The following is a 25,238-nucleotide window of genomic DNA, read 5'->3' as shown; positions in this document are numbered from 1 at the left end:
GATCCGGACGGCGGGGTCGCCGCCGCACCGACCGGGCCGCCGGCCGGCCGGAGCCCGGACTGCTCGACGAGGCGGCTGAAGTAGCTCATGACCAGTCCGTCAGCTCGAGGTAGGTCCGCCGTCGCCACGCCGGGACGGCGAGCACCTCCGCCTCGCTCCACCCGTAGCGGCGGGCGAGCGCGGCGACGTCCCGGATGGTCCGGGCCTGCGCACGGGCCAGGTCGAGGAGCAGCGTCCCCTCCAGGTCGAGCGGGACGCCCGAGCGCAGCCCGCAGCTCGGGCAGCCGACGTCCAGCCTGAAGCAGGTGAGGGGGTCGAACTCGGCCAGGGCCGTGTCGAGGACGGCCGGGTCCGTCGCCGCGCCCTCCACGACGAGGGTGGCGATCACGGCCGCCTCGGGGTCGAGGTGCCCGGCCTGCCGCCACGCGCGCTGGTCGCTGCCGCGCGGGCGGCGCAGCGTGACCGGCCCGTCGGGACCGTCCACCACGGTCTCGGGGTGCGCCTCGGCGCTGCGGGCGAGGTCGAGGAGCAGAGCCACGGGCAGCGAGACCTCCAGGTCCTCACCGCAGCCGGGGCAGCTGACGACCCGGTCCAGGACGTCCGAGCGGGTGGTCGAGGCGAGCACCGCCAGCAGCCCGCCGACCCGGGCTGCGAGGCTCAGGCGCCAGAGGTCCTCCCGGTCGGACCCCGTCGCCGGCGGCTCGGCACACGCCCCGAGCACGTCGGTGACCAGCGTCGGGCGGTCGGGCGAGGCGAAGTCGAGGTCGAGCGCGGCCGCCTCGACGCCACGCCAGACGAACACGTCGCGGCCGGCCGGGAACCCCGGCACGATGCCCGGTGGTGCGTGCACCCGTCTCTCCCCCCGTCCGACCGCTGCGTCACCCTGACCTGTTCGCCGTCCCGCTCACCGGGTCCTCGCCGGCCGGACGACCGTCAGGCGCTGGCCGGGACCGGGGAGGCCTCGTCCGGCTCCTTGGTCTCGACGTCGCGCTCCCACCGCTCGAGCTCGAGCTTGAGCGACTCGATGGCCACCGCGTTGGCGTTGGCGTCGAGGTCCGGCAGTGCCTGGTACTCGCTCACCCAGCAGCGGTAGAGGAAGTACCGCTTGGCCACGTGGCCCTTCTCGTCGAGGAACTCCAGCGTCACGTCCTTGCGGAAGCCCACGAGATCCATCGCTGCGTCCCCGACGGCGTCGTGGACGCGGTTCGCCCAGGCCTCGAACTCCCTGTCGAACGTGATCCCCCGCTCGAGCGTGATGCCGTCGTACGTGGTGCGTCCGGGCGACTTGTGGTCGCGGCTGTTGTCCCCGCCGTCGCGGTGCGTCACCACCTCGGTGGTGCGCTTCAGCGCGCCCACCTTGGACACGCCCAGCACCACGCGCTGGTCCCACACCAGGCGGAACTTGAAGTTCTTGTACGGGTCGATGCGGTGCGCGTTGACGACGAATCCCGATGGCATGTGGCTTCCTCCCCTCGGCTCGGCCGGGTCACGTCAGGTCGCCGGCGATCTGCTGGATGGTGATGACGACGAACTCCGCGGGCTTCAGCGGTGCGAACCCGACCTCGATGTTGACGATCCCGAGGTTGCGGTCGGCCTGCGTGGTCGTCTCGGAGTCGCACTTGACGAAGTACGCCTCCGACGGCGTCGCGCCCTGGAAGGCGCCCTGACGGAACAGGCCGTTCATGAAGACCCCGACGTTGAGCCGGATCTTCGCCCACAGCGGCTCGTCGTTCGGCTCGAAGACGACCCACTTCGTCCCCCGGTACAGGCTCTCCTCGATCATGAGCGCGAGCCGGCGGATCGGGATGTACTTCCACTCCGAGCCGGCGTCGTCCGAGCCGTCGAGGGTGCGGGCGCCCCAGTTGACGAACCCCGCCGGGAAGCTCCGGGCGCAGTCCACGGCGAGCTTGTTCAGCACGCCGTTCTCGAGGTCGGTGAGCGTGGCGGCGAGACCGACGATGCCGCGCAGGTCCGCCTCGATGCCGGCGGGCGCCTTCCAGACGCCGCGCGCGCCGTCGATGCGGGCCATGAGCCCGGCGACCGCACCGGCCGACCCGATCGTCCGCACGATCCCTCGGTCGTTGTACTGCACCTTGGGGTAGAACACGGCCGAGTGGTCCTTGACCACGGTCGCGCGCAGGTTGTTGATGTCGTCGGTGTTCTGGACCACGGCGGGGCGGCCCTGGTCGTCCGTCCAGCTGTCCGGGGCGTCCACGAGGAGGAACGCGCGCCGCGAGTGGGCGTAGATCGACGCCGGTCCCCACAGCTGGCGTCGGACGGCTTCGTCCATCTCGTGGTCGGCGGGCAGCACGAGGAGGTTGACGAGGTCCACGGGGTCGAGGGCGTGGAAGCCGGTCCTGTCCACCGGGCTGCCCACGTACTCCGCGAAGCCGGGTGCCCCGCCGTCGGCCCCGGTCTGGGTGGCCGCGGCGAAGGTGACGAACGGGCTGGTCCCGTTCGGGCCGAGCGTGACCTGGCGCGTGTTGCGCACCACGAGCGCGTTGGCCCTCGCGGCCTGGGGGCCGCCGAACTGGATCTGGCTCGGCATCTCGTTGAACGTCCCGCTCTTGGCGAGAACCACGACGTCGTGCCCGTGGACCTCGGCGCGGTAGCCGGAGCCCGGCGTGTTGGTGATCGCCTGGGCGATGATGCGGAGCTTCTCGCGGACGCCGTCGTTGTTGCCGTTCGGGGACGTGGTGCCGGAGCCGTCGGTGTAGAACCGGTGGGCGGCGCCGGTCGTCTGGAGGTTGTGGGGATCGGCGTCGAGCTGGATGGCCGGCTCCGAGCCGATGGTGACGGCGGTGAGGTCGGCCTGGACGAGGCCGGCGAGGGCGTTGAGGCCGGTGAGCGCACCGGCGTTGTCCGAGGTGCGGATCACCGAGCCGGTCGGGGCGGGGCGGAAGTTGCTGCGGCGGGCCAGCTCGACGCCGCCGTTGTCGACGCCGAGCATGAGGCTGCCGGCGAGGTCCTCGGTGCCCGAGCGGCGCACCCGGACCGTGGCGGTGTCTCCGCTCGTCGCGGTGAGGCGCAGGAAGCGCTGACCGCCGACGTCGGCGGAGGCCCCCACGGTGACCGCGACGGTCTGGGCGGGCACGAGCGCGCTGAGCGCGTCGTTGACCCGGTCCTGGAGCTGGGTGGCGAGGGTGGCGACGTCGACGACGGAGGCGTCGTTGACGTTCCATGTGCCGAGGTTGACCGGCACGTAGGCGGAGCCGTTGACGGAGACCTCGAAACGTCGCGAGCCGGTGGGGTCGGCGAAGCCGATGAGGGCGCCGAGGGTCGCCTTCAGGCCGGGGAGGTCGGTACCGAGCGGCCTCCGCGCCTCGGAGTACCCGGGGAAGCTGCCGGCGGAGAGGTCCAGGCCGGCGGCGAGGCCGAGGTCGATGATGGCCGAGCTCTGCGTGACGAAGGTCGGGGCGTAGCGCGGCGAGGCGGGGTCCATGACGAGGCCGGTGTGCACCTCGCTCGCGACCTGCCGGCCGCCCTCCTCGTGGATGACGGTGAGGGTGAAGCTCTCGCCGGGGTTCGCGGTGCCGTAGCCGATCTCGAGCCGGACGCCGTTGCCCCACTCCCCGGCGACCGTGGCGGTGGCCCGCAGTACGGCGGTGCCCGCGAAGTTGCGCAGGTCGATGCCGGCCGCCTGGGCTCCCGCCCCGGCGAGTCGCACCACGTAGCTGTCCGTGCCGCCGTTCAGGTAGAAGAGGCTGAGGCTCGCCGCCAGCTCGCTCTCGGGATGCGCGCCGCCGAAGGTGCGCAGGAAGTCCGCGTAGCTCAGACATCTGACCGGTGTGTCCGTGGGTCCTCGCTGGGTCCGCCCGAAGAACGCCGCGATCGAGGTAGCAACGCCGGTGATCGTCCTGACGCCGCTGGACTTCTCCACGATGTAGACACCGGGATAGCTCACCTGGACCATCGACGTCCTCCCTGCTCTGGGCGGTCATGTCCGTGGCGACACCGAGTCAATCCCAGGCGTGTCACCCAGGCGTCACTCAGGCGCCACTCAGGCGTCACGCCGGCGTCACGCCGGCGTCACGCCGGCGTCACGCGGGCTCTTCGCCACACGTACCAGCTACGACTGCCGGCGATGCGCAGGAACCGCCCGCGAGTTGACTCGATCGGCACCGGGGCGCCCAGCGAACATCCGGTGCAACCACCGGCGACCGGGGCCAGCGATGACGCCTTGGCGGCCGTTTCCGAGGTAGGCGCGGGTTGACCGGTTCACTCGAGTCCTTCAGCCAGTCCGGGGAGCAGTGCTGGCGACCAGCGCCCGCAATCGTCTGATCGGCATCACGCCTAGTTCAGCGCTGAGCGCATGAGCGAAGTTGCGGTAGGCGCGGCGGGCCTCATTGATGTTCCCTTCCGCCAGGTGAGCCTCCAGCAATGCGCGCACGGCGCTCTCTCTCAGCGGGTCCGCGGCGATCACGCACATGGCGGCGTCGATGGCCGCGGCGTGTCGGCCCTCGCGCACCAGGCGTCGGCTGACTTCCTCGAGAGCATGCAGCAATCGCTGCCGAACACGCTCGCGCTCGAAGATCACCCAGTCGTCGTACCAGCCGGGCATGAGATCCACCATGTCTGCGAGCACGTCGGTCGCGTCGAGGTCTCGGGCCCCCGCTGTCCCGTCGATCAGTCGGCCCGCCCACTCACAGGCGACAACCACGTCGACGACCGTCCCGCCACGCAGCCGGAGACTGCCCTTGTCGCACTCCAGCAGATCCAATCCAGCTCCACGCAGTCGCCACAGCGCCGAGCGAAGGTTGCCGGCCGCGCGGACGTCGTCCCCGTCGGGCCAGAGCGTGCTGGCCGCCAGGCGCCGTTCCACGCGCGTCCCATTCAAGATCACGAAAACGAGGAGGCGTTTGCCGCCCTCCGGGATCTCCACCCGTCGTCCGTCGACCGTCACGTACGGCCCAGCGAAGAGATGGACGACGACGCCATGCACTGATCGAGGGATCAGGGTGTGGGGCAGCACCACGGACATGAGGTCTCCCGTCGGTATCGCCCCGCGCAGGCTAGAACCGGATCGTCACCGCACTGTCACTCACACGTGGATACACCACTGCCCTCACTCCGTAAAGGAGCCAGGAAGGTCTCCACCGCGCCGACGACCTGGTCGAGCGCGACCTCCTGCCGGACAGCAGAGGTCGACCACGTCTCGACGTCGTGCGTGCAGGTGAGGGTCACCAGCTGCGCGCCGTAGCGGTCGATCTCGACGCCAATGAGGCGCAGCGCGCAGGCTGCCGATCGGGAGCCGGCCGCCGGATCGCGCCTCACGGGCCCCGCCGGGCATGCACGGCTTGGCGGCCGGTGGTCTCCGGGCCCCGACCGGCGACCACGTGCGGTCGCGACAAAGACGCCGTGAGGTGTCGGGCTTCTTCCGGGCAACACGGGTGGACCCGGAGGGCAGGGTCGCCCGCACCCGTACCGCGCGCGGGGATCTCGCAGTTCACGCCCCCCTCCAGGAGGCCGTCACCGCGGCGTTTCCGGACGGGCGTCGGGAGGGCGCCCTCGATGCCGGCACGCTGCGCGATTCTCACGATGTCGGAAATTCAGCAGCTGCGCCGAGCGACCGTCCGACGGCGTCCCTCGAGAACGCTGTTCTACGCCAGCCTGTGCGCAAGCCAGTCATTGTTCGTCGACTTTTTCTCGCGATTTCGCATCTCCTCTTCCGAGATCCGGCCCACATGGGGCAACAGAGGCGGTGTGCATTGACGGTGGCGCTCCCCAGAACCGCCGGGAGCGAGGGCAGTAGCCGCGAGTGCGATGATGCACCACATGCGAAGAGTGACGCGAACCAATGCTCGCCAGCAAGTCACGAGGTGAGCGATGCCGTGCCTGACGTAGACGCGGTCACCGTTGCCGAGCTCGATGCAACCCCGTGTGCCGGGGCCCAGGGTTCTCCCGCTCTTCGACTTCAGAGGCTGGTGGCTCACCTCGGCCCACGTCGCCGCCTGCGCCCGGGCCGGGTGCTGTCGGCGTCGATCGGGAGACGGATGCGGTAGCTGCCGGGGTTGCGGAAGCCGTGAGCGTGGCGGGTCCTCTCGATGATGGAGTTCGTACTGCACGCCGTCGAGGGAGTACATCACGGTACCACTCGCCTCACTGTCGTCGAGGTCGTCGATGAACCGAACTGTCGTCTTCTGCGCCGTACTCCTAGTTCTGCCGGCACGGACAGGGAGTGAAAGGGCGACGCGCGTACCGATCAATGCGGCTCTTCGGATCTGCGGGTGGGTGGGTGGACCTGCTCAAGGACGACCAGCCACCGCCGACGACGCTGGGCCGGGGCTTGACCCTGCACCACGGTGCAGGGTCGACGCTGGGCACATGACCCCACCGGACACCGCTCACCCGCTCACGCCCGCCGCCCGCCGCACGGTGCGCGCCTCCGCCGGGTACGACCTCCTGACCACGGCCGGGTTCGCCCTGCCGTTCACCGCGCCGGCCCTCTTCGCCGCGCTGGGCGCCCTCCACGACGCCGCCGGCCTGCCAGGCAGCGCACCGGTACCGGAGGTGTTCACCGTGCTGTTCGCCAACTTCACGGGCAGCGTCGTGACTGTGTGGTCGCTCTACCGCCTGCTGCGTCCTTCGCGGGCGGCCGGCGCCGCCGACGTCGCCGCACGGGGCTTGTTCTCCTTCGCCATGATCGCTGCGCTCAGCCGTGGTGCCTCCCCGGTCCTGGCGGTCGTGCTCGTCCTGGAGATCGCCTGGGGCTTCGTGCAGGCGGGTGTCCTGCTCTCCACGCGGCCTCGGGCGAGCAGCGCCTCTCGCCTGCCCGTCCCTACCTCCTAGAGTCGGCGCGTGCGCACCTCCGAACTCGCCCGGGCGGCCGGGGTGGCCGTCTCCACCGTCCGGTTCTACGAGCGTCAGGGCCTACTGCCGACGCCGGCCCGCCAAGGCAACGGCTACCGCGTCTACGGCTCCGAGGACGTGCGCACCGTCCGGTTCCTGCGCCGGGGCCAGGACCTCGGCTTCACCCTTGCCGAGCTGTCCGCCTTCACCCGGCTCTCGGGTGCAGCGCGCACCAGCGGCGTGCTCGCCGCCGACGTCGCCGAGCACGCCCACCGGAAGGTGGCCCAGATCGACGAGCGCATCGCCGACCTCGTCCGCACCCGCGATGCGATCGCGCAGCTGCTCGCGGCGCAGTGCCTCGACACGAGCGCCCCCTGCCCAATCGTTGAGGCCCTGGCAGGCTGAGCGGCTGGACGCTTCGACCGGCGGCTCGGGTCCACCTGCCCACCCGCAAATCCGAAGAGCCATCAATGCAGGGATGCGCCGCTCGAGGTCGCGGAGCAGCACCCCTCAGGATGCTGCTCCGCAGAAGGAGGGATGCGTGCCTAGAAAGTCAACCGCAGAAACCGAGCCTTTGTCGGTAGCGCCAAATCGCGAGCAACAAGGGTTCAATGGATTCGCCTGGGCCGAAGCGAGAGCATCCACGCAAGAATAAACGTCAAAGCAGCGCACGGTCCGCACACCCACGGCTCAACAAATGACCCCCCACTTGCGGCTCGTACTGCTACTGCTCTTGCGCTCGCAGCAACAACGGCAGGCACGAAGACGGACCCGGCTCGAAGATGTCGCCACGAGGTGGTTTGACTGACAACTCCGAGCAGGGCACCGAAGAGACCAGCCACCGCTCCTGCGGGTACGGCCAGCAGTAAGCCCATGAAGACGTTTCCCGGCGTGGTATTCTGGTAAGATTCCAGGAGTGGTATAGCGATAAGTAGTAGCGCACCACCCGAAATGACGCCGCTCGCTGCTCCAAGAAGCAGATCCCGGCCGGGGAACCTGTGCACCCCATCGCACGGTCGCCCGACTTTGATCTCCCTCACTGCAGTCATCGAAGGGCTTGGGCAGCTCACAACAGCGGTGCCGGCTCCTCTGTAAAGATGCATCGACGCCACGATGCTCGATGTCACCGCCGAAGTCCTGTCAACTCTCCGGCGGACACCGCCTCAGGTGACGAGTCGATCATCGGCTATTGAGGTTCTTTCGGTAGCGGCGTGAGGCCACCTTTGAGGCCGGGAATCGAAGGCGCTGGGGCACGCGGGGTCTGGACGAGACGATGGAGGCGACCAAGCCCCATCCGCCGTACCCCCCGGACCCTGCGTGCTCATCTACCGTGCCAACCTCGACGTCTACTGAACACCTCCTGCTCGATGGCACCCTCATCCCCACCGACCGCATCCACGACCGAACCGGTCGACGTGACCGCTGGTACTCCGGAAAGCACCCTCAGCACGGCGGTCTGGTCCAGGTCCTCACCGATGCTGGTGGGCGGCCGTGGGGGCACCTCCCACGCCCTGGCGTGGGGGCGGGGTTTCGCCCGTGGAGCCGGGCTGCACTCATGACCTGACCTCGGCCCGCCTCCACGCCCTGCCGGCGCGCTACCGCGCAGCTCGTGGCGGTGTGCCGACGCTGGCCGACAAGGCGTACACCGGTGCCGGGGCCGGCATCCGCGTTCCCGTGCGCCGTCCCGGAGGCAGCCAGGTCCTCGACCGCAGCACGCGAGGAGGGAACTCCCACGTCAACGCTGAACGCGCCTTCGTCGAGCACGGCATCGCCCACCTCAAGACCCGCTGGCGAGCCTGCACCGGGTCAGCCTGTGCCCATGGCGCATCAGCGCGATCGTCGCCACGGCCCTGGTCTCGAGCCGACTGCGGATGCTGCGCGCCGAGGGCGCCCTGCAGGCCCGCTCGTCGCAGCCCGAGCGTGAGACGCCCAGCGCGTGGCAGGACCGCCCGATCCGGACGCCGTCAACGCGCAGCTGCGCGACCAGGCGGAAGCGGACTCCTGCGGGCACCACCTCCCCAACCGCCGCGGCGGCCCCGCGCAGGATCTCAGCCTCTTCCTCCAGGTCGCGGATGCGCTTCTTCGCCCCGGTCGGCTCGGCGCTTGCCTGGCTGCCAGCGCCATCGGCCTGGCCGCGGTCGATGAGGTCCTGTTCACGCCACCGGTACAGCTCCCCCACGCTGCGCGCGGCAGGCGCCCCCTCGACTGCGCGACGCCGAGGGAGGCGGCGAGCTCGCTCACGGTGCGGCCGGCAGCGAGCAGCGCCAGCGCCTGGTGCCGGAAGGCCGGCGGGTAGGACCTGGGCACGGGTGATCCTCTCGGGTGTTCGAGCGGGCACCGTCTCTCGACACGCGAGCCCGGAGAAGTGGGTCATGATCAACGCCCCTGAGCACCGCACCGGGGCCGTCCACGGCATCCCGGCCGGGCAGGGCGGGCAGCCTCAGGAGCAGACCTTCCGGGCCGGTCGGCAGGTACCGGGACCGGGGTCTGGCACCTGCCGCGGGGAACTCCTCGGGGTACGTCGGAGTGCAGGCGCACCCGGGGAAGGCCGCCTTCCGGCACACCCGCATCCAGAGGGTGTGAGGTCATCCCGCCGCTCCGCGGCGTGGGCCCCGCCGAGCGGGCAGACCCCCGTCGGGCGGGTGTGCCCGGCCGGTACCCTCCGGCCGGGCACACCCGGGTCGCTGCGGTGCGCTCAGATCCGCGTCTCGCACGCGTTGAGGACGTCACGTCCGCGCTCGTCGGCGAAGCGGTCGGTGCCCGCGCCGCAGACGAGGGTGTCGACGTCGCCGTCGACGTTGTCGGTGAGGGTGTCGTCACCGCTGCCCCCGTTGACCACGTCGGCGCCATCGCGGCCGAGCAGGTGGTCGGCGCCCAGGCTGCCGCTGAGCTGGTTGACGAACGCGCTGCCGACGAGGACGTCGTCGAAGCGGGTCCCCGTCACGTCCTCCACGTCGAGCCCGACGTTGTCGCGCTCACCGAGCGCGCCGTCGCCCGGGAGGTTGTCGACGTTCACCAGCACGCCGGTGGGACGGTCGAGGTAGCTGACGGAGTCCCTCCCCTCGCCGCCGGAGATGCTGTCGCCGGCGTCGGCGACGAAGCCCTGCGGGAAGTGGTCGTCACCGCTCACGCCGCGGATGCTGTCCCCGCCCGAGAGCCCTTCGATGGTGTTGCGCCGCTCGCTGCCGGTGAGGACGTCGGCTGACGGGCTGCCCACCAGGTGCTCCACGGTGGGGCGCACGTCGTCGCGGTCGCCGCTCAGCGTGCGCCCGTCGCCGCCGACGCCGTCGAGGGAGACGGTCACCCCGGTGCTGGCGGTGCGGTAGTCCATCCGGTCACCGCTGCCCGCCCCGCCCTCGTAGGTCACCGCGGACGGACCGCCGCGCACGGCGCTGCGGAAGGTGTCCTGGCCGTCGCCGCCGTCGACGGAGCCGACGACCGGCGCCGCGACCTCGAGCCGGTCGTCGAGGTCGCCCAGGTTCACGACGAACCCGGTGATGCCGGTGCCGCACCGCGCACCGCCGGACGTGACGGTGCAGCCCGAGCCGGCGGTGACGGGGACGGAGTCGGTGACGGTGAAGACGCCGCGGTCGAGGAAGACGCGGGCGTTGCTGGCGTTGCCGGTCCCGGCGTCGTAGACCACGGCGGTGCCGTTCACCACCTTGATCGTGGCGGGGGTGGCGGCGTGCGCCGGGAGGGCGGCGGACACGGGCGCGGCGAGGCCCACGAACCCCGTGAGGAGCAGGGCGGCCTTGCGGGTGCTGGTGCGGGACATCGGGGATCGCCTTCCGGGAGGTGGTCTGGAGAGGTTCGCGGCCTCTGCGGGGCCGTCGGGGACGACTGTGGCGGGCTGCGCTCCCACGGCGCTCCCACGGCGCTCCCACGGCGCTCCCACGGCGCTCCCACGTCCCGTCCGCCTGCCCGGTGGGACGTCCTCGCCGGGCTCCACGGGTTCCTCGGGAGGGACCTCAGCGCCCCCCGCTGCCCGCGCCGGTGAGGAACCCGGCGACCGTCGCGACGACCTCCGCGTCGCCCAGCCGGCCGCCGCGGGCGTGCAGCTCGGCGAGCCGCCCGGGACCCAGGCGCGCCGTCAGCACCTGCCCGGCCCGCCGCATCCGCTCCGCGTCCGCCCCGTAGGTGGGTGCCGTCGCCTGCCGGGCAGTGAGCGCCCCGTGGACCAGCGCGGCGTCCCCGGGGCGGTCCAGGCGCAGCAGGAGGTCGACGACGTTGCGCAGCGCCGTCCACTGGTGCGTCCAGTCCCCCAGCCGGCTCCAGTGCTCCACGACCTCGCGGAACAGGTGCACCGCCTCCGCGGGATCGCCGTGGCGGCTGTGCAACGAGGCGGCCGAGGTCAGGGCGACCCCGGTGAGGTAGCGGTCCTCGTGGACCCGGGACGCGTCGATCGCCGTGCGCAGGTACCGGGCGGCCCGGTCCGGGTCCGCGTCCAGGAGCACCTCCCCCGCCACGTAGGTGGCCCAGGCCAGCAGTGCCGGTTCCCCGAACCGCTCGCAGTCCGCGAGCAGCTCCCGGGCGCACAGCTCGGCCCGCTCCTGCTCCCCCCGGTACAGCGCGGTCAGCGGCAGGAGGACCGCGACGATGCGCGCCTCCGGGACCGCCGGGTGCAGCGCCTGCACGTGCCGCACCGCCTCCTCGGCGTCGTCCAGGCGGCCCTCGAACAGGGCGACCTCGCTCAGCAGGTGGTGCAGCTGAGCCTCCACCCCCGCGTCGTCGACGACCGCGAGCCCGGCCTCGGCGAGGGCGCGCGCTCGCACCAGGTCCCCGGCGAACCGCGCGCCGGATCCCGCGACCCCGTGAACCGCCGCCAGGCCCGGCACCACCGCCGAGCCCGGCACCGCCGCGGGCCCGGGCTGCGCGGCGACCTGCAGGACCCGCTCAGCCCACTGCGGGACCTCCGCGGGCACCCGGTGCTCGACGTAGGAGCTGAAGGAACCCACGAGCCGCACCGCGAGGGCCAGGTCGTGCTCGAGCCCGAAGGTGACGGCGGCCCGGGCCTCGTCGAGGACGGCCCCGAGGCGGTCGACGGCCGCGACGTGCCCGGGCCCGTAGCGCTGCCGCGCGGCCTGCTCCGCCACGGCGGCGTACAGCTCGGCGTGCGCGTGCTGGACCCGCAGTGCCACGCCGCGACGGAGGAGGTTCTCCCGGCCGTACGCGCGCAGCGTCTCCAGCAACCCGTAGCGGGTGCCGTCGCCGCTGTCGAGGAGCACCACCATCGAGCGGTCCACCAGCGATGCCAGCACCTCGGCGACGCTGCCGCCGCTCGTCACGGTCCCGGCCACGTCGGGCAGCTCCTCGACGAGCAGCTCGGCGTCACCGAGGGGGAAGGCGCCGGCGAAGGCGCAGAGGACGTCGAAGAGCGCCCGCGAGCGTTCGTCGAGCAGGTCGTAGGACCAGTCCACCACCGCGTGCAGGGTCCGGTGGCGCTCTCCCGCGCCGCGGGGCCCACCGCGCAGGAGGCGGAAGCGCCACGACAGCCGGGAGAGCAGGTCCGCCGGGCGCAGCGCGTTCATCCGCGCGGCGGCCAGCTCGATGGCCAGGGGCAGCCCGTCCAGGCGCCGGCACAGCTCGGCGACGTCGGCGGCGTTGCTGTCGTCGACCGCGAACGTGCGGCAGCGCTGCCGCGCGCGGCGGTCGAAGAGCTGCACGGCCGGGGAGCGCAGGACGTCCCGGGCGCTCGTGGCCGACGCCGCCGGCGGTGGCAGCGGTGAGACCGCCCAGATCCGCTCACCGGCCACCTCCAGCGGGCAGCGGCTCGTCGCGAGCACGGCGACGCCGGCGCAGGCGGCGGTGACGGCCCCGGCCAGCGCCGCCGCCTCCTCGACGAGGTGCTCGCAGTTGTCGAGCACGACCAGCGCGCTGAGCGGGCGCAGGTGCTCCACGAGCCGCTCCAGCGAGCCCGCGCCCTGCCGGGGCTGCAGCTGCAGCGCGGTGACGGCGGCGGGTGCGAGGTCCTCGGGCGCGGAGACCGCCGCGAGCTCCACCACGACCGCGCCGTCGCGGAACGCCCCGCCGCAGCGCGCCACCACCTGCTGCGCCAGGCTCGTCTTGCCCACTCCGCCGGGACCGGTGAGGGTCACCAGCGCACCGGGGCGCACGGCGGCGCCCAGCTGCGCCAGCTCCTGCTCCCGCCCCAGCAGCGGACCGCCCACCGGCACCGCTGCCGGTGGTGCCGGCCGGGCCGGGACGGGGCCTGGTGCACCCGCGCCGCCCGGCGCCCCGTCGGGCGGGTCCGCGCCGCCCGGCACCTCGCCGGGCGGCGCGCCCGGCGGTCCCCGGGTCAGCGAGGGGTCCTGGCGCAGCACCGCGGCCTCCAGCGCCACCATCGCGGCCGAGGGGTCCAGCCCCAGCTCCTCCTGCAGCCGATCGCGGTACAGCCGGGCCACACCCAGCGCGTCCGCGTGCCGTCCGGCGCGGTAGTGCGCCAGCACCAGCTGCCGGTGCGGCCGCTCGCGCAGCGGCTCGGCGAGGACCACCGACTCCAGAGCGGCGGTCACCGCGTGGTGGAGCCCCAGCAGCAGCGCCGCCTCCGCACGCTCGTCCGCGGCGTTGCGGCGCGCCTCCTCCAACCGCGCGACCTCCGGACGGGCGAAGTCGTCGTCGGCGAACTCGGCGTAGGCACCGCCCCGCCACAGCGCCAGGGCCTCGTCGAGCAGGAGCAGCGCCCGCTGCGGGCACGCGGTCGACTCCCGCCCGGCGGCCCCGACGAGGTCGTCGAAGCGGGTGGCGTCCCACACGTCCCGCTCGACGGCGAGGAGGTAGCCGGGTGGTCGGTGCAGCAGCTCCACGCCGGGGCCCGCGCCCCGCAGCCTGGCCCGCAGCCGGGAGACGAGGTTGTGCAGTGCGGCCTCGCAGCGCTCCGGGGAGGCGCCCTCGCCCCAGACGACGTCCACGAGCCGGTCCACCGGCACCACGGAGCCGGCGCGGGTCAACAGCACGGCCAACAGCCGTCGGAGCCGTGGGGGCAGCGTGTCGGCGGGTCCCGCGCCGGTCACCTCCACCGGCCCCAGGACGCGGACCGCTGGAGGTGGCCCTGCCGGCCCGTGAGCGTCGGTGCTCACCGTCACCTCCGCAGCAGCTAGAGGAGCTCCCGCTCGCGCGGGAGGACACGAGCACAGGGTAGGACTGCGCGGTGGCCCGCGGGGAGGGGCGCACCCCACCGATCGGAGCGCGGTGGTCGCGACCTCGTCCTCACCGCGGGCGGGGCGGGCCCCGCGGGGTCCGTCAGGGCCCCGTCGGGTGCGGGGCCTCGACCGCGGGGCCTCGGGTGCGGGGCCTCAGGTGCGGGGCCTCAGGTGCGGGGCCTCAGGTGCGGGGCAGGGTGAAGGTGGCCACCAGCTCGTTCAGCTCCGCCGCCGTGCGCGAGACCTCCTCGGCCGTCGACGCGGTGTGGGTGGCCCCCGAGGTCGTCTGGTCGGCCGAGGCGGCGATGCCGGAGATGTTGGAGGCGATCTCCTGGCTGCCGGTGGAGACCTCGGTGACGTTGCGCACCATCTCGCTGGTCGTGGCGGACTGCTCCTCCACCGCCGCCGCGATGGTGGCCTGCAGCCCGTCGATGCGGGCGATGACCTCGGTGATCTCGGTGATCGCCGCCGCCGCCGAGGCCGCGTCGGTCTGGGTGGCGGCCACCCGTCCCACGATCTCCTCGGTGGCCCGGGCGGTCTGCTGGGCCAGCTCCTTGACCTCCCCGGCCACCACCGCGAAGCCCTTGCCCATCTCCCCGGCCCGGGCCGCTTCGATGGTGGCGTTCAGCGCCAGCAGGTTGGTCTGCTCGGCGATGGAGGTGATCAGCTTGACCACGTCGCCGATCTCGCGGGAGGAGGCGCTCAGGCGCTCCAGCGTCTCCCCGGCCGCGGAGGCGGCCGCGACGGCGTTGGCGGCGGTGGAGGAGGCCTCGGCGGTGGAGGTGGCGATCTCGCGGATGGCGGAGCTCATCTGGTCGCTGGCGGCGGCCACGGTGCCGATGTTGGCGGAGATCTCCTCGGTGGCCGCGGAGACCACCTGCGCCTGGGTGGCGGCCTCCTCCGCGCCGGAGGACAGCTGGGTGGCCACGCTGGTCAGCTCCTCGGAGGAGGCGGCCAGGGTGGTCGCTCCGCCGGCGATGCGGCGCACGGTGGCGGTGAGGCGTTCCAGGGTGGCGTCCACCGCGGCGGCCAGGCGCCCGACCTCGTCGCGGGTGGCGATGCCCACGCGCTGGTCCAGGCGGCCTTCGGCCAGGCCCTGCACCACGCTCAGGGTCTTGGCCAGGGGGCCGGCGATGGAACGGGCCACGGCGACGGCCACGGCGACGGCGGCGGCCAGGGCGACGGCACCGATGACCAGCAGCAGGGTGACGGCGCCGTGGTAGTCGGCGGAGCCCTGCGCGGCCAGGTCCTTGGCGGCCTGCTGCTCGGTGGCGCTGAGCGCGTCCAGCTGGGCGTTCAGCTCCTTCACGACGGGCGTGGAGCTGGCGTCGCGCTCGGCGTAGAAGCCGACGGTGTCGTTGGCCTCGGCCAGCGGGATGAGCTTCTCGCGGGCGGTGCGGTACCGGCCCATGAGGGCCTCGGCCTCGGCGCGCTCGGCCTCGCCGGCGGCCGGGTCGGTGTCCAGGTAGGCCTTCCACGCCTCGTCGTAGACGTCGTCGTGGGCGGCCATGTCCGTCAGCGCAGCCTGCGTGGCGGTGGCGTCGGGGGCCAGGGCGGCGTTGAGCAGGTCGAAGCGGATGGTGGAGAAGTCCTCCTTGACCTCGGCGATGCTCTGCACCGAGGCGATGCCGTCGGTGGACACGCTGTCCAGGTTGGCCTGCGAGCCCCCCAGGCGGTCGATGCCGAGGGCGACCACGGCGGCCAGCAGCAGGCACACGACGCCGAAACCGGCGAAGAGCTTCGAAGCGACGTTCAGATCGCGCAGTCGGTTCACGAGGGTGCCTCTCGGGCAGGTGGTGCGGCATCGAGCGCACGCGCGGCGTCGTTGCTGGACGACGCGGGTGAGCGGGGTCGTCCACTCGATCGGCCGCGCAGGTGACCACTTGAGCTCTGCAACCGCTCGTGCCCGAGCGCACGGGCGTGCGAGCCGTCCAGCGACCTGCGGGCCGGCAGGGCAGCGCACCGCTCACCACGGCGCCGTCGCACCGCTCGCTCGTGCCGCGCGCACCTCCGCCCGCACCCTCCCGACGCCAGCACGGCGGGCCTCACGCGCCCTGCACGCCGGTCCTCGATCCACCGCAGCGATCAGTTCCAGCTGCTACTACGGTCCACAGGTCGTGGACACCAGCCCCGCTGAGGACTTCCGCGCCGTCGCCGGCCACTTCGGCGACCTCGTCGCCGCCACGCCGGCCGAGCGCTGGAACGACCCGTCTCCCGTCGCGGACTGGACCGCGCGGGACGTCGTCGGCCACCTCGTCGAGTGGCTCCCACCCCTGCTGAAGCAGGGAGCCGGCATCGAGCTGGGTCCCTTCCCCCCGGTCGAGCGCGATCCCCTCGCCACCTGGCAGGCCTTCACCGAGCAGGTCCAGGACCTCCTCGACGACCCGGCCACGGCGTCCAAGGTCCTGAGCGACCCCCACCTCGGCCAGGTCCCCGTTCCTCAGGCGGTGGCGCGGTTCTTCACCAACGACGTCTTCCAGCACACCTGGGACCTGGCTCGGGCCACCGGCCAGGAGCACGGCATGGACCCCCAGCGGTGCCTGCAGCTGGTGGCGGGCATGGAGCCGATCGAGGACCTGCTGCGCAGCAGCGGCCAGTACGGCCCCCGCCGGCCGGTGGCCGACGACGCCGACCCGGCGTCCAGGCTGGCCGCCTTCACCGGCCGCGACCCGCAGTGGCGCCCTCACCGTTGACAACTCGCCGCACCGCCAGCACGCCGCACCACTGCTGCGCGCGTCCGCACGGTCACGGCGCCCTGCGGGCGCGATCCCGGTCGGCCGGCGAGGTCACCACCTCGTCGCGAGGTCGTCGACGCGCGTGCGCCGGCTGCCTCAGGGGCCCGTGCCGGTGTTCGCGTGCAGGCACCGCCGCACGTGGGCCAGACCGTCACCGGGGTGGCGCGCGGCGAGGTCGTCGAGCATGAACCGGCAGGCCCACGCCCGTGCCGGCGCCGGCAGGGCCTCGAACCCGGCGGCATCGGACCACCCCTGCACCATCGCAGCCACGCGCGGCTCGTCGCGCCGGGCCAGCACCGCCGGGTCCAGCGTCAAGATCGACCACGTGCGGGCACGGTCCAGCACCGCAGGCCCGACGGCCGTGTTGGCCCAGTCCACGACGCCGCTGACCTCGCCGGCATCGTCCACGAGCACGTTCAGCGGGTGCAGGTCCAGGTGCAGCAGGCTGTCGGCACCGGCCAGACCTCGCTGCCTCGCCGCCCGGGCGAGCGCGGAGTTGGGCGCATCGGCCACGACGGGCGCGGGCGCCACCACGGCCAGGGCCAGCTGCACAGCCCCGCACGCCTCGCCCCGGCGACGCACCTGCCGCGACGACAGACCCCTCACGTCCCCGGCGGGACGCCCCGGCAGCCGGGTCAGCAGCGACGCGGCGCGGGCCCGCCCCTGCGCATCGACGTACCGGGCCCGCTGCAGCACCTGCGGAACAGGCACCACGCCCGCGGCGGCAGCCATGGCCGCCCTCTCCCGATCCAGCACGTCCGGATCGCCGATGCGCAGGACGTGCTCGCCGCACGCCCAGGTCTGACCGCTGGTCCCACCCATCGCCGCCAGCGGCTCGTGCGCCAGCCCCAGGGCGGCAACAGCCCGACGCACCGCCGCAGAGGGCTCGAACCGGTCCGTCCCGAACCCGGTGGAGGCGCCTGGCGTCACGGAGTCGAGTGTGCCGCGCCGTGCGTGACGGCACGAGCCCCTGACCTCCGCGCACGGCGCGATGTGCGTGCTCGCGCCGACGAGCCGGTCCCTTCCGCCGCCGGCGACCGCTCACCACCGTCACGGCACGACGGTCGAGGTGGTGGCCCTGTACGGCCAACCGGCGGACCCGGCCGACCGGGAGCAGCGCTGCACCCGCGAGCACGTGCCCCTGGCAGCGGCGCTGCGGGGACTGCGCGCGCGGCGGGCCGCCAAGGTCCACAGCGCGGCGGACGGCTCCGCCTCGCCCTGCTGCTTCGTCGGGGAACTCCTCTTCGACGACCTCGACGCGGTGCGGACCGCGCTCAGCTCCCCCCGGGGGCGCGCAGCATCGAGCGACTTCGCCGAGCCCGCCCCACCCGGATCACTGCTGCTGGTCGCGCAGGAGGTGCTCGACCGCACCTCCTGACGACCCCGTGCAGCTCCTCCGGGCCCGACCGCAGCATGGTCGTGGCCCGGCGGGCGCCGCGGAGCACGGGTGAGTGGTCCTGGCCCGGACCGTGGCCGCTGCGGTCCTGCCGGTGCGGGGTCGCACCCCCGGCGGGCCGGTCGCTGGGCGTGGTCCTGGCTGACGGGCACCCGGCCCGGGTGCGCCGGCCCTCGTGCTGCTGTCCGGCCCCAGCCCGGCGGTGCCCCCGGTCGGCGCGCGGCTCACCCGGGACGGTCGTCCGCTGCGGGACGCCTCACGATGGCACCGCGGTCGACCACGCCGGCGCCCGCGTCGACGCGGGCGCCGGTGAGGTCCGTCCCGTTGACGTCGGCCCGCTCGAGCCGCGCGTCGAGCAGGTCGGCACCCACCAGGTGCGCTGCGGTGAGGTTGGCTCCCCGCAGATCCGCCCCGCGGAAGGTCGCACCGTTGGCGCGGACGGCGAACAGCACGGCTCCGTGCAGGTCCGCCCCCGTCAGGTCCGCTCCGTCCAAGCACGCGTGGCTGAGGTCCAGACCGGCCAGACCGAGCCCGGACAGGTCCTCACCGGAGAGGTCGGCCCCGTTGAGCGACGGGGAACCGGCCGCCAGGGCCGTCTCCAGCGCACGGCGGCTCCACCTCATCACGGCACCCTCCCGCCCGGGCTCGGTCACCGCTCACGCGTACAGCGGTGCGGTCACGAAGTACCGCTTGCGGTAGCCCCCTTCGAACTCCATCTCCACGGCCTCGCGGGCGACCAGCACGGCAGTCGACCCCTGGATGTCGTAGCCGATCTCGCTGGAACCCGGGACGACGCTGTAGCCGATCGGCGCGGTGCCGCGCAGCATCAGCGCGCGCAGCGTGCGGTCGAGACCGCGGGCCAGGGCCGCGGCGGGATCGGCGGGTCCGTCGTCCACCGCCCTCCCGCTCGCGGTGGGTGCCGGCGTCGCGCTCTGCGGGTGCTCCGAGAGCCCCTCCACCAGCCTCGTGTTCTGCTCGATGGTGGTGACCGTGCCGTCGTTGTCGACGGTCACCCGGACCGCTCCCGCCGAGGGCGTGATGATCGGCAGCCCGCTCACGAACTGCCGGAACTGCACCATGGTCGCCGTCACGAACGGGCCCTCGCGCGTGCCGTCGCCGGTGTCCGTGCCACCGGCCTCGGTGATCTCCACGACGCGGTCCACGACGAGCGGGCCGTCGGCGTCGAGGCCGTAGACGCCGACGGCGTCCTGCGCGGCCCTCAGCACCTCCTGCCGGCCGAGCTGCCGGTGGTTGCCGCGGTTGGGCTCGGCCAGCTGGGCGGAGAGCGTCCCGTCGTCGCGGACGTGGACCCGTCGCCCGTCCGCCTGCAGGTTCACACCTGCGCCGTAGCGCGTGGATCGCGTCGCACCCAGTCCGAACCGCTGCCCGAGGGAGGACAGCGACCGGCTGCCGGCGCGGGCCAGCACCGGGATCTGCGGCTGCGAGGGCACCACGTGGATGGCGGCGCGGACGGAGCTGGCCTGGACGTTGTACCAGGCCCACCACCACCAGGCCCTGCTGGCCTGGGCCCACTGAAAGTTGCGCTCGTTCCACAAGCGGTCCTGGGCCTCCTCCTTGGTGGCGCCGTTGGCGCTCACGCTGGGCGCCTGGTCGTGCGCCAGGTCCCAACTGGCCTGCAACCACGACGCGCTGAGCGACTTGCCGCTGTTCCAGTGCTCACCGAACTTCCTCCCGTAGTCCGGGAAGTCCCAGCTGATCGTCTCGAAGCCGAAGATCATCCGGAGCCCCTGGTTGGCGGTCGACCAGGTCCGGCTCGGGGAGTGCCCACCCAGGACCCGCAGCGACTCGCAGGTGGACCAGAAGACGTACCGGGCCCGCTCATCGCCCAGCCGCATCTGCTCCGACGTCACCGTGCAGTCGTCGCCGGCCCAGGGGGCGCCCAGCGGGACGAAGAACACGCCGTCGGCCGCCATGCCGCCGTGTCCGCTGTGCCAGGCGCACAGGACGGCGTCCATCCCGTACGTGTCCTGCCAGTTGTCGTGCGGCTCGGTGTAGGCCCAGATCTTCACGCCTCCGTCCCGGTAGCGGAAGTTGGACGGGTACCACCTTCCGAGCCACTCGCTGAAGCCGTCCGCGTCCTCGTGGGTGTGGCTGAGCGGCCCGGCGCTGCAGAACGTCTCGATGCTGAGCGCCCCGTGCACGTTGGCCGCGCGGGACTTGGCGGTGGCCTGCCCGGCCGTCACCTCCACCGGTGAGTCGAGGGTCTCGGCGCCGGGTGCGGGGTGCTCGGTGACCGGGGCCTCGACCGCGGCCTCGTCCGATTCGATCTGGGTCATCTCACGTCTCCTCGTCGTCGTCTGATCGTCGTCTGATCGCTGTCTGTTCGCTGTCAGGTCGCACGACCTGCTCTGGCTCGTGCGACCCGTGCCTGGTCGAGCGGTCCGCCTGCTCGCGCGCGCCGTCCCCGGACCGCGCGCTCAGCTCGCTCGAGGTGCCGCTGGAGGTCCCTGGACCCGGCACAGGACGCTGCGGCTCGTCGACGGTCCGAAGGGGTCCCCGGAGACGACGTCGACTCGGGATTCACCGGGTGCTGATGCCTTGAGCAAGACGGTGTTCGGCACGCCGAGCGGGGTGAGCACCGAGCCGTCCGCGCCCACGACGCTGTCGATGAGGATGCCCACGACCTCCACGCTGGAACCCGATCGCAGCAGCACCCCCGTGGCGTTGAAGCGGACCACGTCGCCGACGGTGAGCACCAGCTCAGCCGGCACGCCGTCGTGGTCGGGGTCGATGTCGATCAGGCGGCTCACCCGTCAGCTCCTTCCCGGCACGCTCCGGTTCGCCCCTCGCGTGATCACACCCCCGCGAACGCGGGGTCCTCGGACTCGCTCCACTCGGGCACGGCCGTGCCCGAGGACGAGGGAGCGTCCAGGGACTCGTCCGGCGACCGGAGGGTGCGGGGGTAGATCAGCCCGGCGAAGGCGGAGTCCGTCTGGTTGATGTCCATGCCCCCGGGGATCGGCCGCCCGTCCCTGGTGATGTCGCCGGGCAGCTGGTAGCACATGATGGAGTCCTGGTCGGGTTCGGTACCGATGATCGAACGGGAGTCCAGGGGGGTCAGCACCTGCTGGTCGACCATCTGCTGCGACCACCCCTGCGTCTGGAGGAAGTAGGCGTAGGCCTTCTGCGGGTCGATGCGTTCGACCAGCGCCTTGCGCATGTGCTCGTGCGGGAAACCCAGGGTGTGCCCGGCTTCGTGACGCACGACCCTCCGGAACTCGCTCTCGGGGTGGTTCATGGTGAAGCCTTGCAGGTTCATGGTGGGCCGGTTGGCGGGGATCAGCCGGATGTCGGTACCCAGGTAGGACCAGTACCCTCCCGGCCCGCGCGAGATGCGCACCTCGCCGGTGCCGGACGTGGCGGCGAACGTGATGCCGCACGCGTGCGACCAGGCGTTGAGGTGGCTGATGATCCGTGTGCGCAGGTCCGCCGGGGTCCGCTCGAGGAAGCTGACCGACAGCGACTTGGGCAGCGGGCCCCAGTACTTGGCGGTGGTGAGCGTCAGGCGCAGCGGTGCGTCCACCGCCGCGTCGTCCTGGAACTGGTGCAGGGGTGCGTTGACCGGGTTGATCCGGGTCGCCACCTCAGCGGCTCGTTCCTGCAGCCGGGCCGGCAGGGGCATGATGCGGCACCCGGCGCTGACGTCGCGCGCAGGAGCGCTGAACACGCCTGAGGTGCCGTCCATCGAGGTGCCGTCCGTCGAGGTGCCGTCCATCGAGGTGCCGTCCAGTCCGCCACCGGGTGCGACCGCGGCCTCGCCGTCGAGGAACCGCGCGGTGATGCGCCCGATCTCGCGGAAGGCTCGGACGCAGCTCTCGTCGTTGGTGCTCACAGTTCCTGCTCCATCCACTGGTGTGTTCCTGGTCGGTTGCTTGCCTCGAGCGGGTCGGGTGCGCAGCGCTGCCCCCGGCGGCGCTGACGCTGCGGCCGGCGGGACGGCCGGGCCGGCCCGGGCCGGCAGGTCCTCGGCGTCACGGGGACGTCCGTGGTGGCGCACGCCGTGCTCCCCCCGCCCGCCCGGCAGCTGGCCGTGGGGCGGTCGGTGTCGATGCCCGGGACCACTGTCGCGGACACCGTCGTCGGTGTCGGCGACCCCCGATGCTGCCCCGACGGGATCGGCCGCGGTGGGTGGCACAAGTGCCCATCGCGCCACGGACACCGCCTCGTCGAGGGGCAGCTGCCCGAGCCGCTGCGCTCGCAGCACGGCCGTCAGCCCGTCCCGGGCGTCCAGCTTGCCGTGGAGGTTGCCGACGTGCTCGAGCACGGTGCGCGGTGAGCAGCCGAGACGGCGGGCGGCTGCCAGGCCGGTCGACCGCCCGCGGCGCGCTGGGCGGTCATGGGCTCCAGCAGGTCGGTGCCGTGGGGGACCACCTGCGTGGCGCCGGCGCTCCACGCGGTGCGCTGCAGGGCGGCTCCCGGCGCTTGCAGCTGCTGCCCGAGGACCGCCATGACGTGCTCGGCCGGGAAGCGCGCCACCTCGAGCCTGTCCAGGACGTCGATGGCGAAGTCCTGCAGGTCGCCCGCGACAGGGACCATCCGTCCCCCCAGCGCGAGCTCACGTCCCGTGCGCCACCGGCACGACCGTTCCCCCGGTGCCGCCGAGCACAGCTGTTCCCCCGTGACGCGCTCGCGGTCACGAGCGCAGGCAGCCACGGCCGCGTCAACGAACCGGACCCGCAGGCCGCCGCCGGGAGCGCTGCGACCCGCACCCCGGCGCTCAGCGGCCGGCGGTGACCAGCAGTCGACGAAGTCCTCGTTCCACCGCTCCCCCTCCTGGGTGTCGCACGTCTGGGTGCCGCACGTCTCGGTGCCGTCCCTGGATCGACCAGCCGGTCCGGTGCCGGTGGCTGGAACGTTCCCGCGTCAGGTGCTCACTGGAGAAGAGCCGATCGGCGGGCACGTGATACCGCGGTGCTGGGCACCGCCCAGCTCCCGCCCCCACCGCTGGTGCCACCGGGCGACGCGGGCGTGCTCGTCCGGGAGCTTCACAGGCACTGCACGGACGCGCCGTGGAACGTCGCGCTCAGGGGGGCCCGGAGCGGGTCGCCCTCGGGCGGCTGGGACGTGTTGACGACCACCAGCCCGGCCCAGGTGTCACCGTCGAGACCCGCCTTGCCGGTCAGCGCGTTCCACCGCTCGGCTCCCGCGCTCCTCCACCAGGCGGTGACGGCACTGCCTCGGCGGTCCAGGCGCAGCTCCACGCTCGTGGCCGTGGTGGGCACCGGGTCCTCACCGGGGAACGGGGCGTGCAGCTTGACGTAGCGACCACCGGCCATGAACTCGAAGGCCACCCCGGCGCCTCGGCCGTACCCGCGCTCGAGGCGCACGTAGTTGGCCGCGTCCCGGTACAGCAGCAGACCCGCCCCCTGGTAGCTGTGGTCGGCGGCCACGGTCAGCGAGGCCCTGAAGGAGAAGTCGCCCCGGACCTCGTGGGCCAGCCACGGCGCGGTCACCGCCCCCTGCAGGTCGGCGCGCACGTCGGCGCCGTCCTCGGCCACGACCTGCACGCCGTCCGCCACGGGAACGGGTGCGGCTGCGTTGCGCGCTGCCCACGCCGGCTGCTGCGGGTCGGTGAAGTCGCTGCTGACGGCGCCGCAGCCGGCGCCCGGGGAGTCGGTGGACGTGGCGCTCGCCGTCCCGGTGCCCTGCGTCGCGGCGCCGTCCCCCGGCCGCTCGCGGCCGAGCACGATGCCGAGCAGGGTCATGACGCCCCCCACCACCGCGACCACGACGCCCACGAGCAGCGGGTGCTCCCAGACGCTCCGCCGCGACGTCCGGGGCTCAGGTGCCGGTCCCACGTTCCTCCACCCCCCTTCGCGGTGCGGCCGGTGGTCGTGCACGACGCGGCGCAGCAGCCGTGGCGCAGCAGCCGCTTCGGCCAGGTTCTCCTCCGCCACGTGGATCCGGATGACGGTGCGGTGCGAGCACTCCCGCAGCACGTCCACGGCCAGCGCCGCGAGGGCGACCTCGAGGACCAGGCCTCGCTCCCCGCGGGCGACGAGCTGGTCGGCGAGGCGCTCGAGCACGTGCAGGCGCAGCGGCGTCCGCGGGAACGTCCGCGGGAACGCGTCGGGCGGCGAGCTGCGCCGCAGCTGGGTCCGGCGCCAGCGGGCTGCGACGCAGCAGGCCGTGGGCGTCCACCCGCACGGCGGGGTCGAGCTCGAGGCTGCCGCCGGGGCAGCGGACGGGGCTGGCGACCCCCTGGTCGCCGCGCCGGATCCCCGTGCGCGGGCCGGCCAGCGCCCGCTGCTCCGGGGTTTCGCACCACAGCACCCCGGCGACGCTGCCCGGTGGGTGGGTGTTGCGCACGGCCGGTCGCATGCGTGCCTCCGAGCTCCGTGGGTCCTCGCTCCCCGTGAAGCAGACCACTACCGGCACCGGGAGACAACGGGCCGCCGAGCGCGTGACACGTCGTTGCCGGCGCGTTGACGGCCTCGCCCCACCCTGATCGCCGTGGCCGGCAGCTTGCCGGGCAGTCCTCGGACGCTGCGCGGGGCGATCGTCGCGGTGGGCCCCCGCAGCCTGCCGTCGCGCCCGGTCGTCGTCCAGTGCAACCCCGACGAGGTGACGCGCACCGTCCCCCCGCGCGCCGCACCGGCCCAGCAGCAGAGCGCTCCGGTCGGCGCGCACCGGATCCGGGGCGCGCCGACCGGGACGGGTCGTCGACGGTGGAGGTCGACGCGACCGACCAGCTCGAGACGGGCGACCCCGTGGCGTCCGTCACGGGCATCGCGGGGCCGGGACGCGGCGCAGTTCTTCGGCGAGCACGGGGGCACGGTGGTGGCCGACGTCGACCCCCTGCTCCCGCATCGCGTCCAGGTCTCCGTGCCGGACGTCCTGGGGCAGGGGCGGCTGAGCTGGGCGGGCCCTGCGTGCCCTCCACCGGGGACGGCGTCGGGCGGTCCACCGCGCCACCCGTGGGCGCCGGCACCCGGGTGCAGTTCGAGGCCGGCGATCCGGATCCCCCGATCCTGGCCGGTGGCAGGTGGAGCGCCGGGCAGCCGCCGGTGCCCGGCCGGCCCGAGGTCAAGGTGCTGGAGACGGACTGCGTGACGATCACGCTCAGCGACCTGCCCGGCGACGGCGGCCCGGTGGTCGAGGTGGGCCCCTCCGCCGTCGCCGGGCAGGTCGCTGAGCGTGATCGTCACGCAGTCCGTC

General features: G+C 73.4%; 21 protein-coding genes and 2 pseudogenes. 6 read left to right on the top strand and 17 right to left on the bottom strand.

Going from position 1 to position 25,238, the window contains the following annotated elements; translation table 11 throughout:
* Positions 1-85: 85 nt before the first annotated feature.
* The 6 genes from GTR00_RS01415 to GTR00_RS26565 all read right to left on the bottom strand — a co-directional run bounded on the left by GTR00_RS01415 (position 86) and on the right by GTR00_RS26565 (position 6,206).
* A complete protein-coding gene (locus tag GTR00_RS01415; protein ID WP_166609875.1) occupies positions 86-850 on the bottom strand; it encodes a hypothetical protein in 765 nt (254 codons plus the stop codon).
* Positions 851-933: 83 nt separating this feature from the next.
* A complete protein-coding gene (locus tag GTR00_RS01410; RefSeq protein WP_166609874.1) occupies positions 934-1,458 on the bottom strand; it encodes a phage tail protein in 525 nt (174 codons plus the stop codon).
* A 28-nt stretch (positions 1,459-1,486) separates the two neighbouring features.
* A complete protein-coding gene (locus GTR00_RS25405) occupies positions 1,487-3,904 on the bottom strand; it encodes a phage tail sheath C-terminal domain-containing protein (RefSeq protein ID WP_205704809.1) in 2,418 nt (805 codons plus the stop codon).
* A gap of 327 nt (positions 3,905-4,231) precedes the next feature.
* Positions 4,232-4,981, bottom strand: coding sequence for an AfsR/SARP family transcriptional regulator (locus GTR00_RS01400; RefSeq protein WP_166609873.1), 750 nt, complete (start codon positions 4,979-4,981; stop codon positions 4,232-4,234).
* 56 nt (positions 4,982-5,037) lie between these two features.
* Positions 5,038-5,274 (bottom strand): hypothetical protein, encoded by a 237-nt coding sequence (locus tag GTR00_RS01395; RefSeq protein WP_166609872.1) that lies wholly within the window; start codon positions 5,272-5,274, stop codon positions 5,038-5,040.
* Positions 5,275-5,600: 326 nt separating this feature from the next.
* Positions 5,601-6,206, bottom strand: coding sequence for an Lsr2 dimerization domain-containing protein (locus GTR00_RS26565; protein ID WP_205704808.1), 606 nt, complete (start codon positions 6,204-6,206; stop codon positions 5,601-5,603).
* A gap of 118 nt (positions 6,207-6,324) precedes the next feature.
* On the opposite strand from GTR00_RS26565, the gene GTR00_RS01385 reads away from it, so the two are divergent.
* The 3 genes and pseudogenes from GTR00_RS01385 to GTR00_RS26150 form a co-directional block, all read left to right on the top strand.
* A complete protein-coding gene (locus GTR00_RS01385; RefSeq protein ID WP_166609871.1) occupies positions 6,325-6,789 on the top strand; it encodes a hypothetical protein in 465 nt (154 codons plus the stop codon).
* 9 nt (positions 6,790-6,798) lie between these two features.
* Positions 6,799-7,194 carry a heavy metal-responsive transcriptional regulator gene (locus GTR00_RS24690; RefSeq protein WP_166609870.1) on the top strand — a complete coding sequence of 132 codons (396 nt, stop codon included), beginning with the start codon at positions 6,799-6,801 and terminating at the stop codon, positions 7,192-7,194.
* A gap of 1,086 nt (positions 7,195-8,280) precedes the next feature.
* A pseudogene (locus GTR00_RS26150) lies at positions 8,281-8,529 on the top strand (hypothetical protein); the annotation flags it as partial.
* A 37-nt stretch (positions 8,530-8,566) separates the two neighbouring features.
* Here GTR00_RS26150 and GTR00_RS23275 read toward each other — a convergent pair.
* The 4 genes from GTR00_RS23275 to GTR00_RS01360 all read right to left on the bottom strand — a co-directional run bounded on the left by GTR00_RS23275 (position 8,567) and on the right by GTR00_RS01360 (position 15,702).
* Positions 8,567-8,968 (bottom strand): hypothetical protein, encoded by a 402-nt coding sequence (locus GTR00_RS23275; RefSeq protein ID WP_240899162.1) that lies wholly within the window; start codon positions 8,966-8,968, stop codon positions 8,567-8,569.
* Between the two features lie 516 nt (positions 8,969-9,484).
* Positions 9,485-10,564 carry a calcium-binding protein gene (locus GTR00_RS01370; protein WP_166609868.1) on the bottom strand — a complete coding sequence of 360 codons (1,080 nt, stop codon included), beginning with the start codon at positions 10,562-10,564 and terminating at the stop codon, positions 9,485-9,487.
* A 193-nt stretch (positions 10,565-10,757) separates the two neighbouring features.
* Positions 10,758-13,799 (bottom strand): AfsR/SARP family transcriptional regulator, encoded by a 3,042-nt coding sequence (locus GTR00_RS01365; protein ID WP_323132124.1) that lies wholly within the window; start codon positions 13,797-13,799, stop codon positions 10,758-10,760.
* A 310-nt stretch (positions 13,800-14,109) separates the two neighbouring features.
* Entirely contained in the window at positions 14,110-15,702 is a 1,593-nt protein-coding gene (locus GTR00_RS01360) for a methyl-accepting chemotaxis protein (RefSeq protein ID WP_166609866.1), read from the bottom strand.
* A gap of 343 nt (positions 15,703-16,045) precedes the next feature.
* On the opposite strand from GTR00_RS01360, the gene GTR00_RS25395 reads away from it, so the two are divergent.
* On the top strand, positions 16,046-16,621 hold the full coding sequence (locus GTR00_RS25395; RefSeq protein WP_205704807.1) for a TIGR03086 family metal-binding protein: 576 nt from the start codon (positions 16,046-16,048) through the stop codon (positions 16,619-16,621).
* Between the two features lie 138 nt (positions 16,622-16,759).
* Here the strand turns inward: GTR00_RS25395 and GTR00_RS25390 are convergent, their stop codons facing one another.
* The gene (locus tag GTR00_RS25390; RefSeq protein WP_166609876.1) at positions 16,760-17,485 is read right to left on the bottom strand and encodes a phosphotransferase; all 726 of its coding nucleotides are present in this window, start codon (positions 17,483-17,485) and stop codon (positions 16,760-16,762) included.
* 247 nt (positions 17,486-17,732) lie between these two features.
* Between GTR00_RS25390 and GTR00_RS01345 the strand changes: the two genes are divergently transcribed.
* Complete coding sequence (locus GTR00_RS01345; protein WP_166609865.1) at positions 17,733-18,041, top strand: EthD family reductase; 309 nt, start codon at positions 17,733-17,735, stop codon at positions 18,039-18,041.
* Between the two features lie 242 nt (positions 18,042-18,283).
* Here GTR00_RS01345 and GTR00_RS24685 read toward each other — a convergent pair whose 3' ends face one another.
* The 6 genes from GTR00_RS24685 to GTR00_RS01315 form a co-directional block, all read right to left on the bottom strand.
* Positions 18,284-18,682 (bottom strand): pentapeptide repeat-containing protein, encoded by a 399-nt coding sequence (locus GTR00_RS24685; RefSeq protein WP_276609872.1) that lies wholly within the window; start codon positions 18,680-18,682, stop codon positions 18,284-18,286.
* 33 nt (positions 18,683-18,715) lie between these two features.
* Positions 18,716-20,356: a DUF6345 domain-containing protein gene (locus GTR00_RS01335; RefSeq protein ID WP_166609863.1), complete on the bottom strand. Its 1,641-nt coding sequence runs from the start codon at positions 20,354-20,356 to the stop codon at positions 18,716-18,718.
* Positions 20,357-20,497: 141 nt separating this feature from the next.
* Positions 20,498-20,830 carry a hypothetical protein gene (locus GTR00_RS01330; protein ID WP_166609862.1) on the bottom strand — a complete coding sequence of 111 codons (333 nt, stop codon included), beginning with the start codon at positions 20,828-20,830 and terminating at the stop codon, positions 20,498-20,500.
* 44 nt (positions 20,831-20,874) lie between these two features.
* Entirely contained in the window at positions 20,875-21,912 is a 1,038-nt protein-coding gene (locus GTR00_RS01325; protein ID WP_166609861.1) for a zinc metalloprotease, read from the bottom strand.
* A gap of 377 nt (positions 21,913-22,289) precedes the next feature.
* Entirely contained in the window at positions 22,290-22,616 is a 327-nt protein-coding gene (locus GTR00_RS01320; RefSeq protein WP_166609860.1) for a hypothetical protein, read from the bottom strand.
* Positions 22,617-23,065: 449 nt separating this feature from the next.
* Positions 23,066-24,106 carry a DUF1349 domain-containing protein gene (locus GTR00_RS01315; RefSeq protein WP_166609859.1) on the bottom strand — a complete coding sequence of 347 codons (1,041 nt, stop codon included), beginning with the start codon at positions 24,104-24,106 and terminating at the stop codon, positions 23,066-23,068.
* 891 nt (positions 24,107-24,997) lie between these two features.
* On the opposite strand from GTR00_RS01315, the pseudogene GTR00_RS01310 reads away from it, so the two are divergent.
* Positions 24,998-25,238 (top strand): annotated as a pseudogene (locus tag GTR00_RS01310) (hypothetical protein); the annotation flags it as partial.

It is taken from the genome of Kineococcus indalonis, from assembly GCF_009906395.1.
GTDB lineage: Bacteria > Actinomycetota > Actinomycetes > Actinomycetales > Kineococcaceae > Kineococcus > Kineococcus indalonis.
Note: the sequence above shows the minus strand (reverse complement) of the source record. Positions and strands in the feature narration are given on the sequence as shown.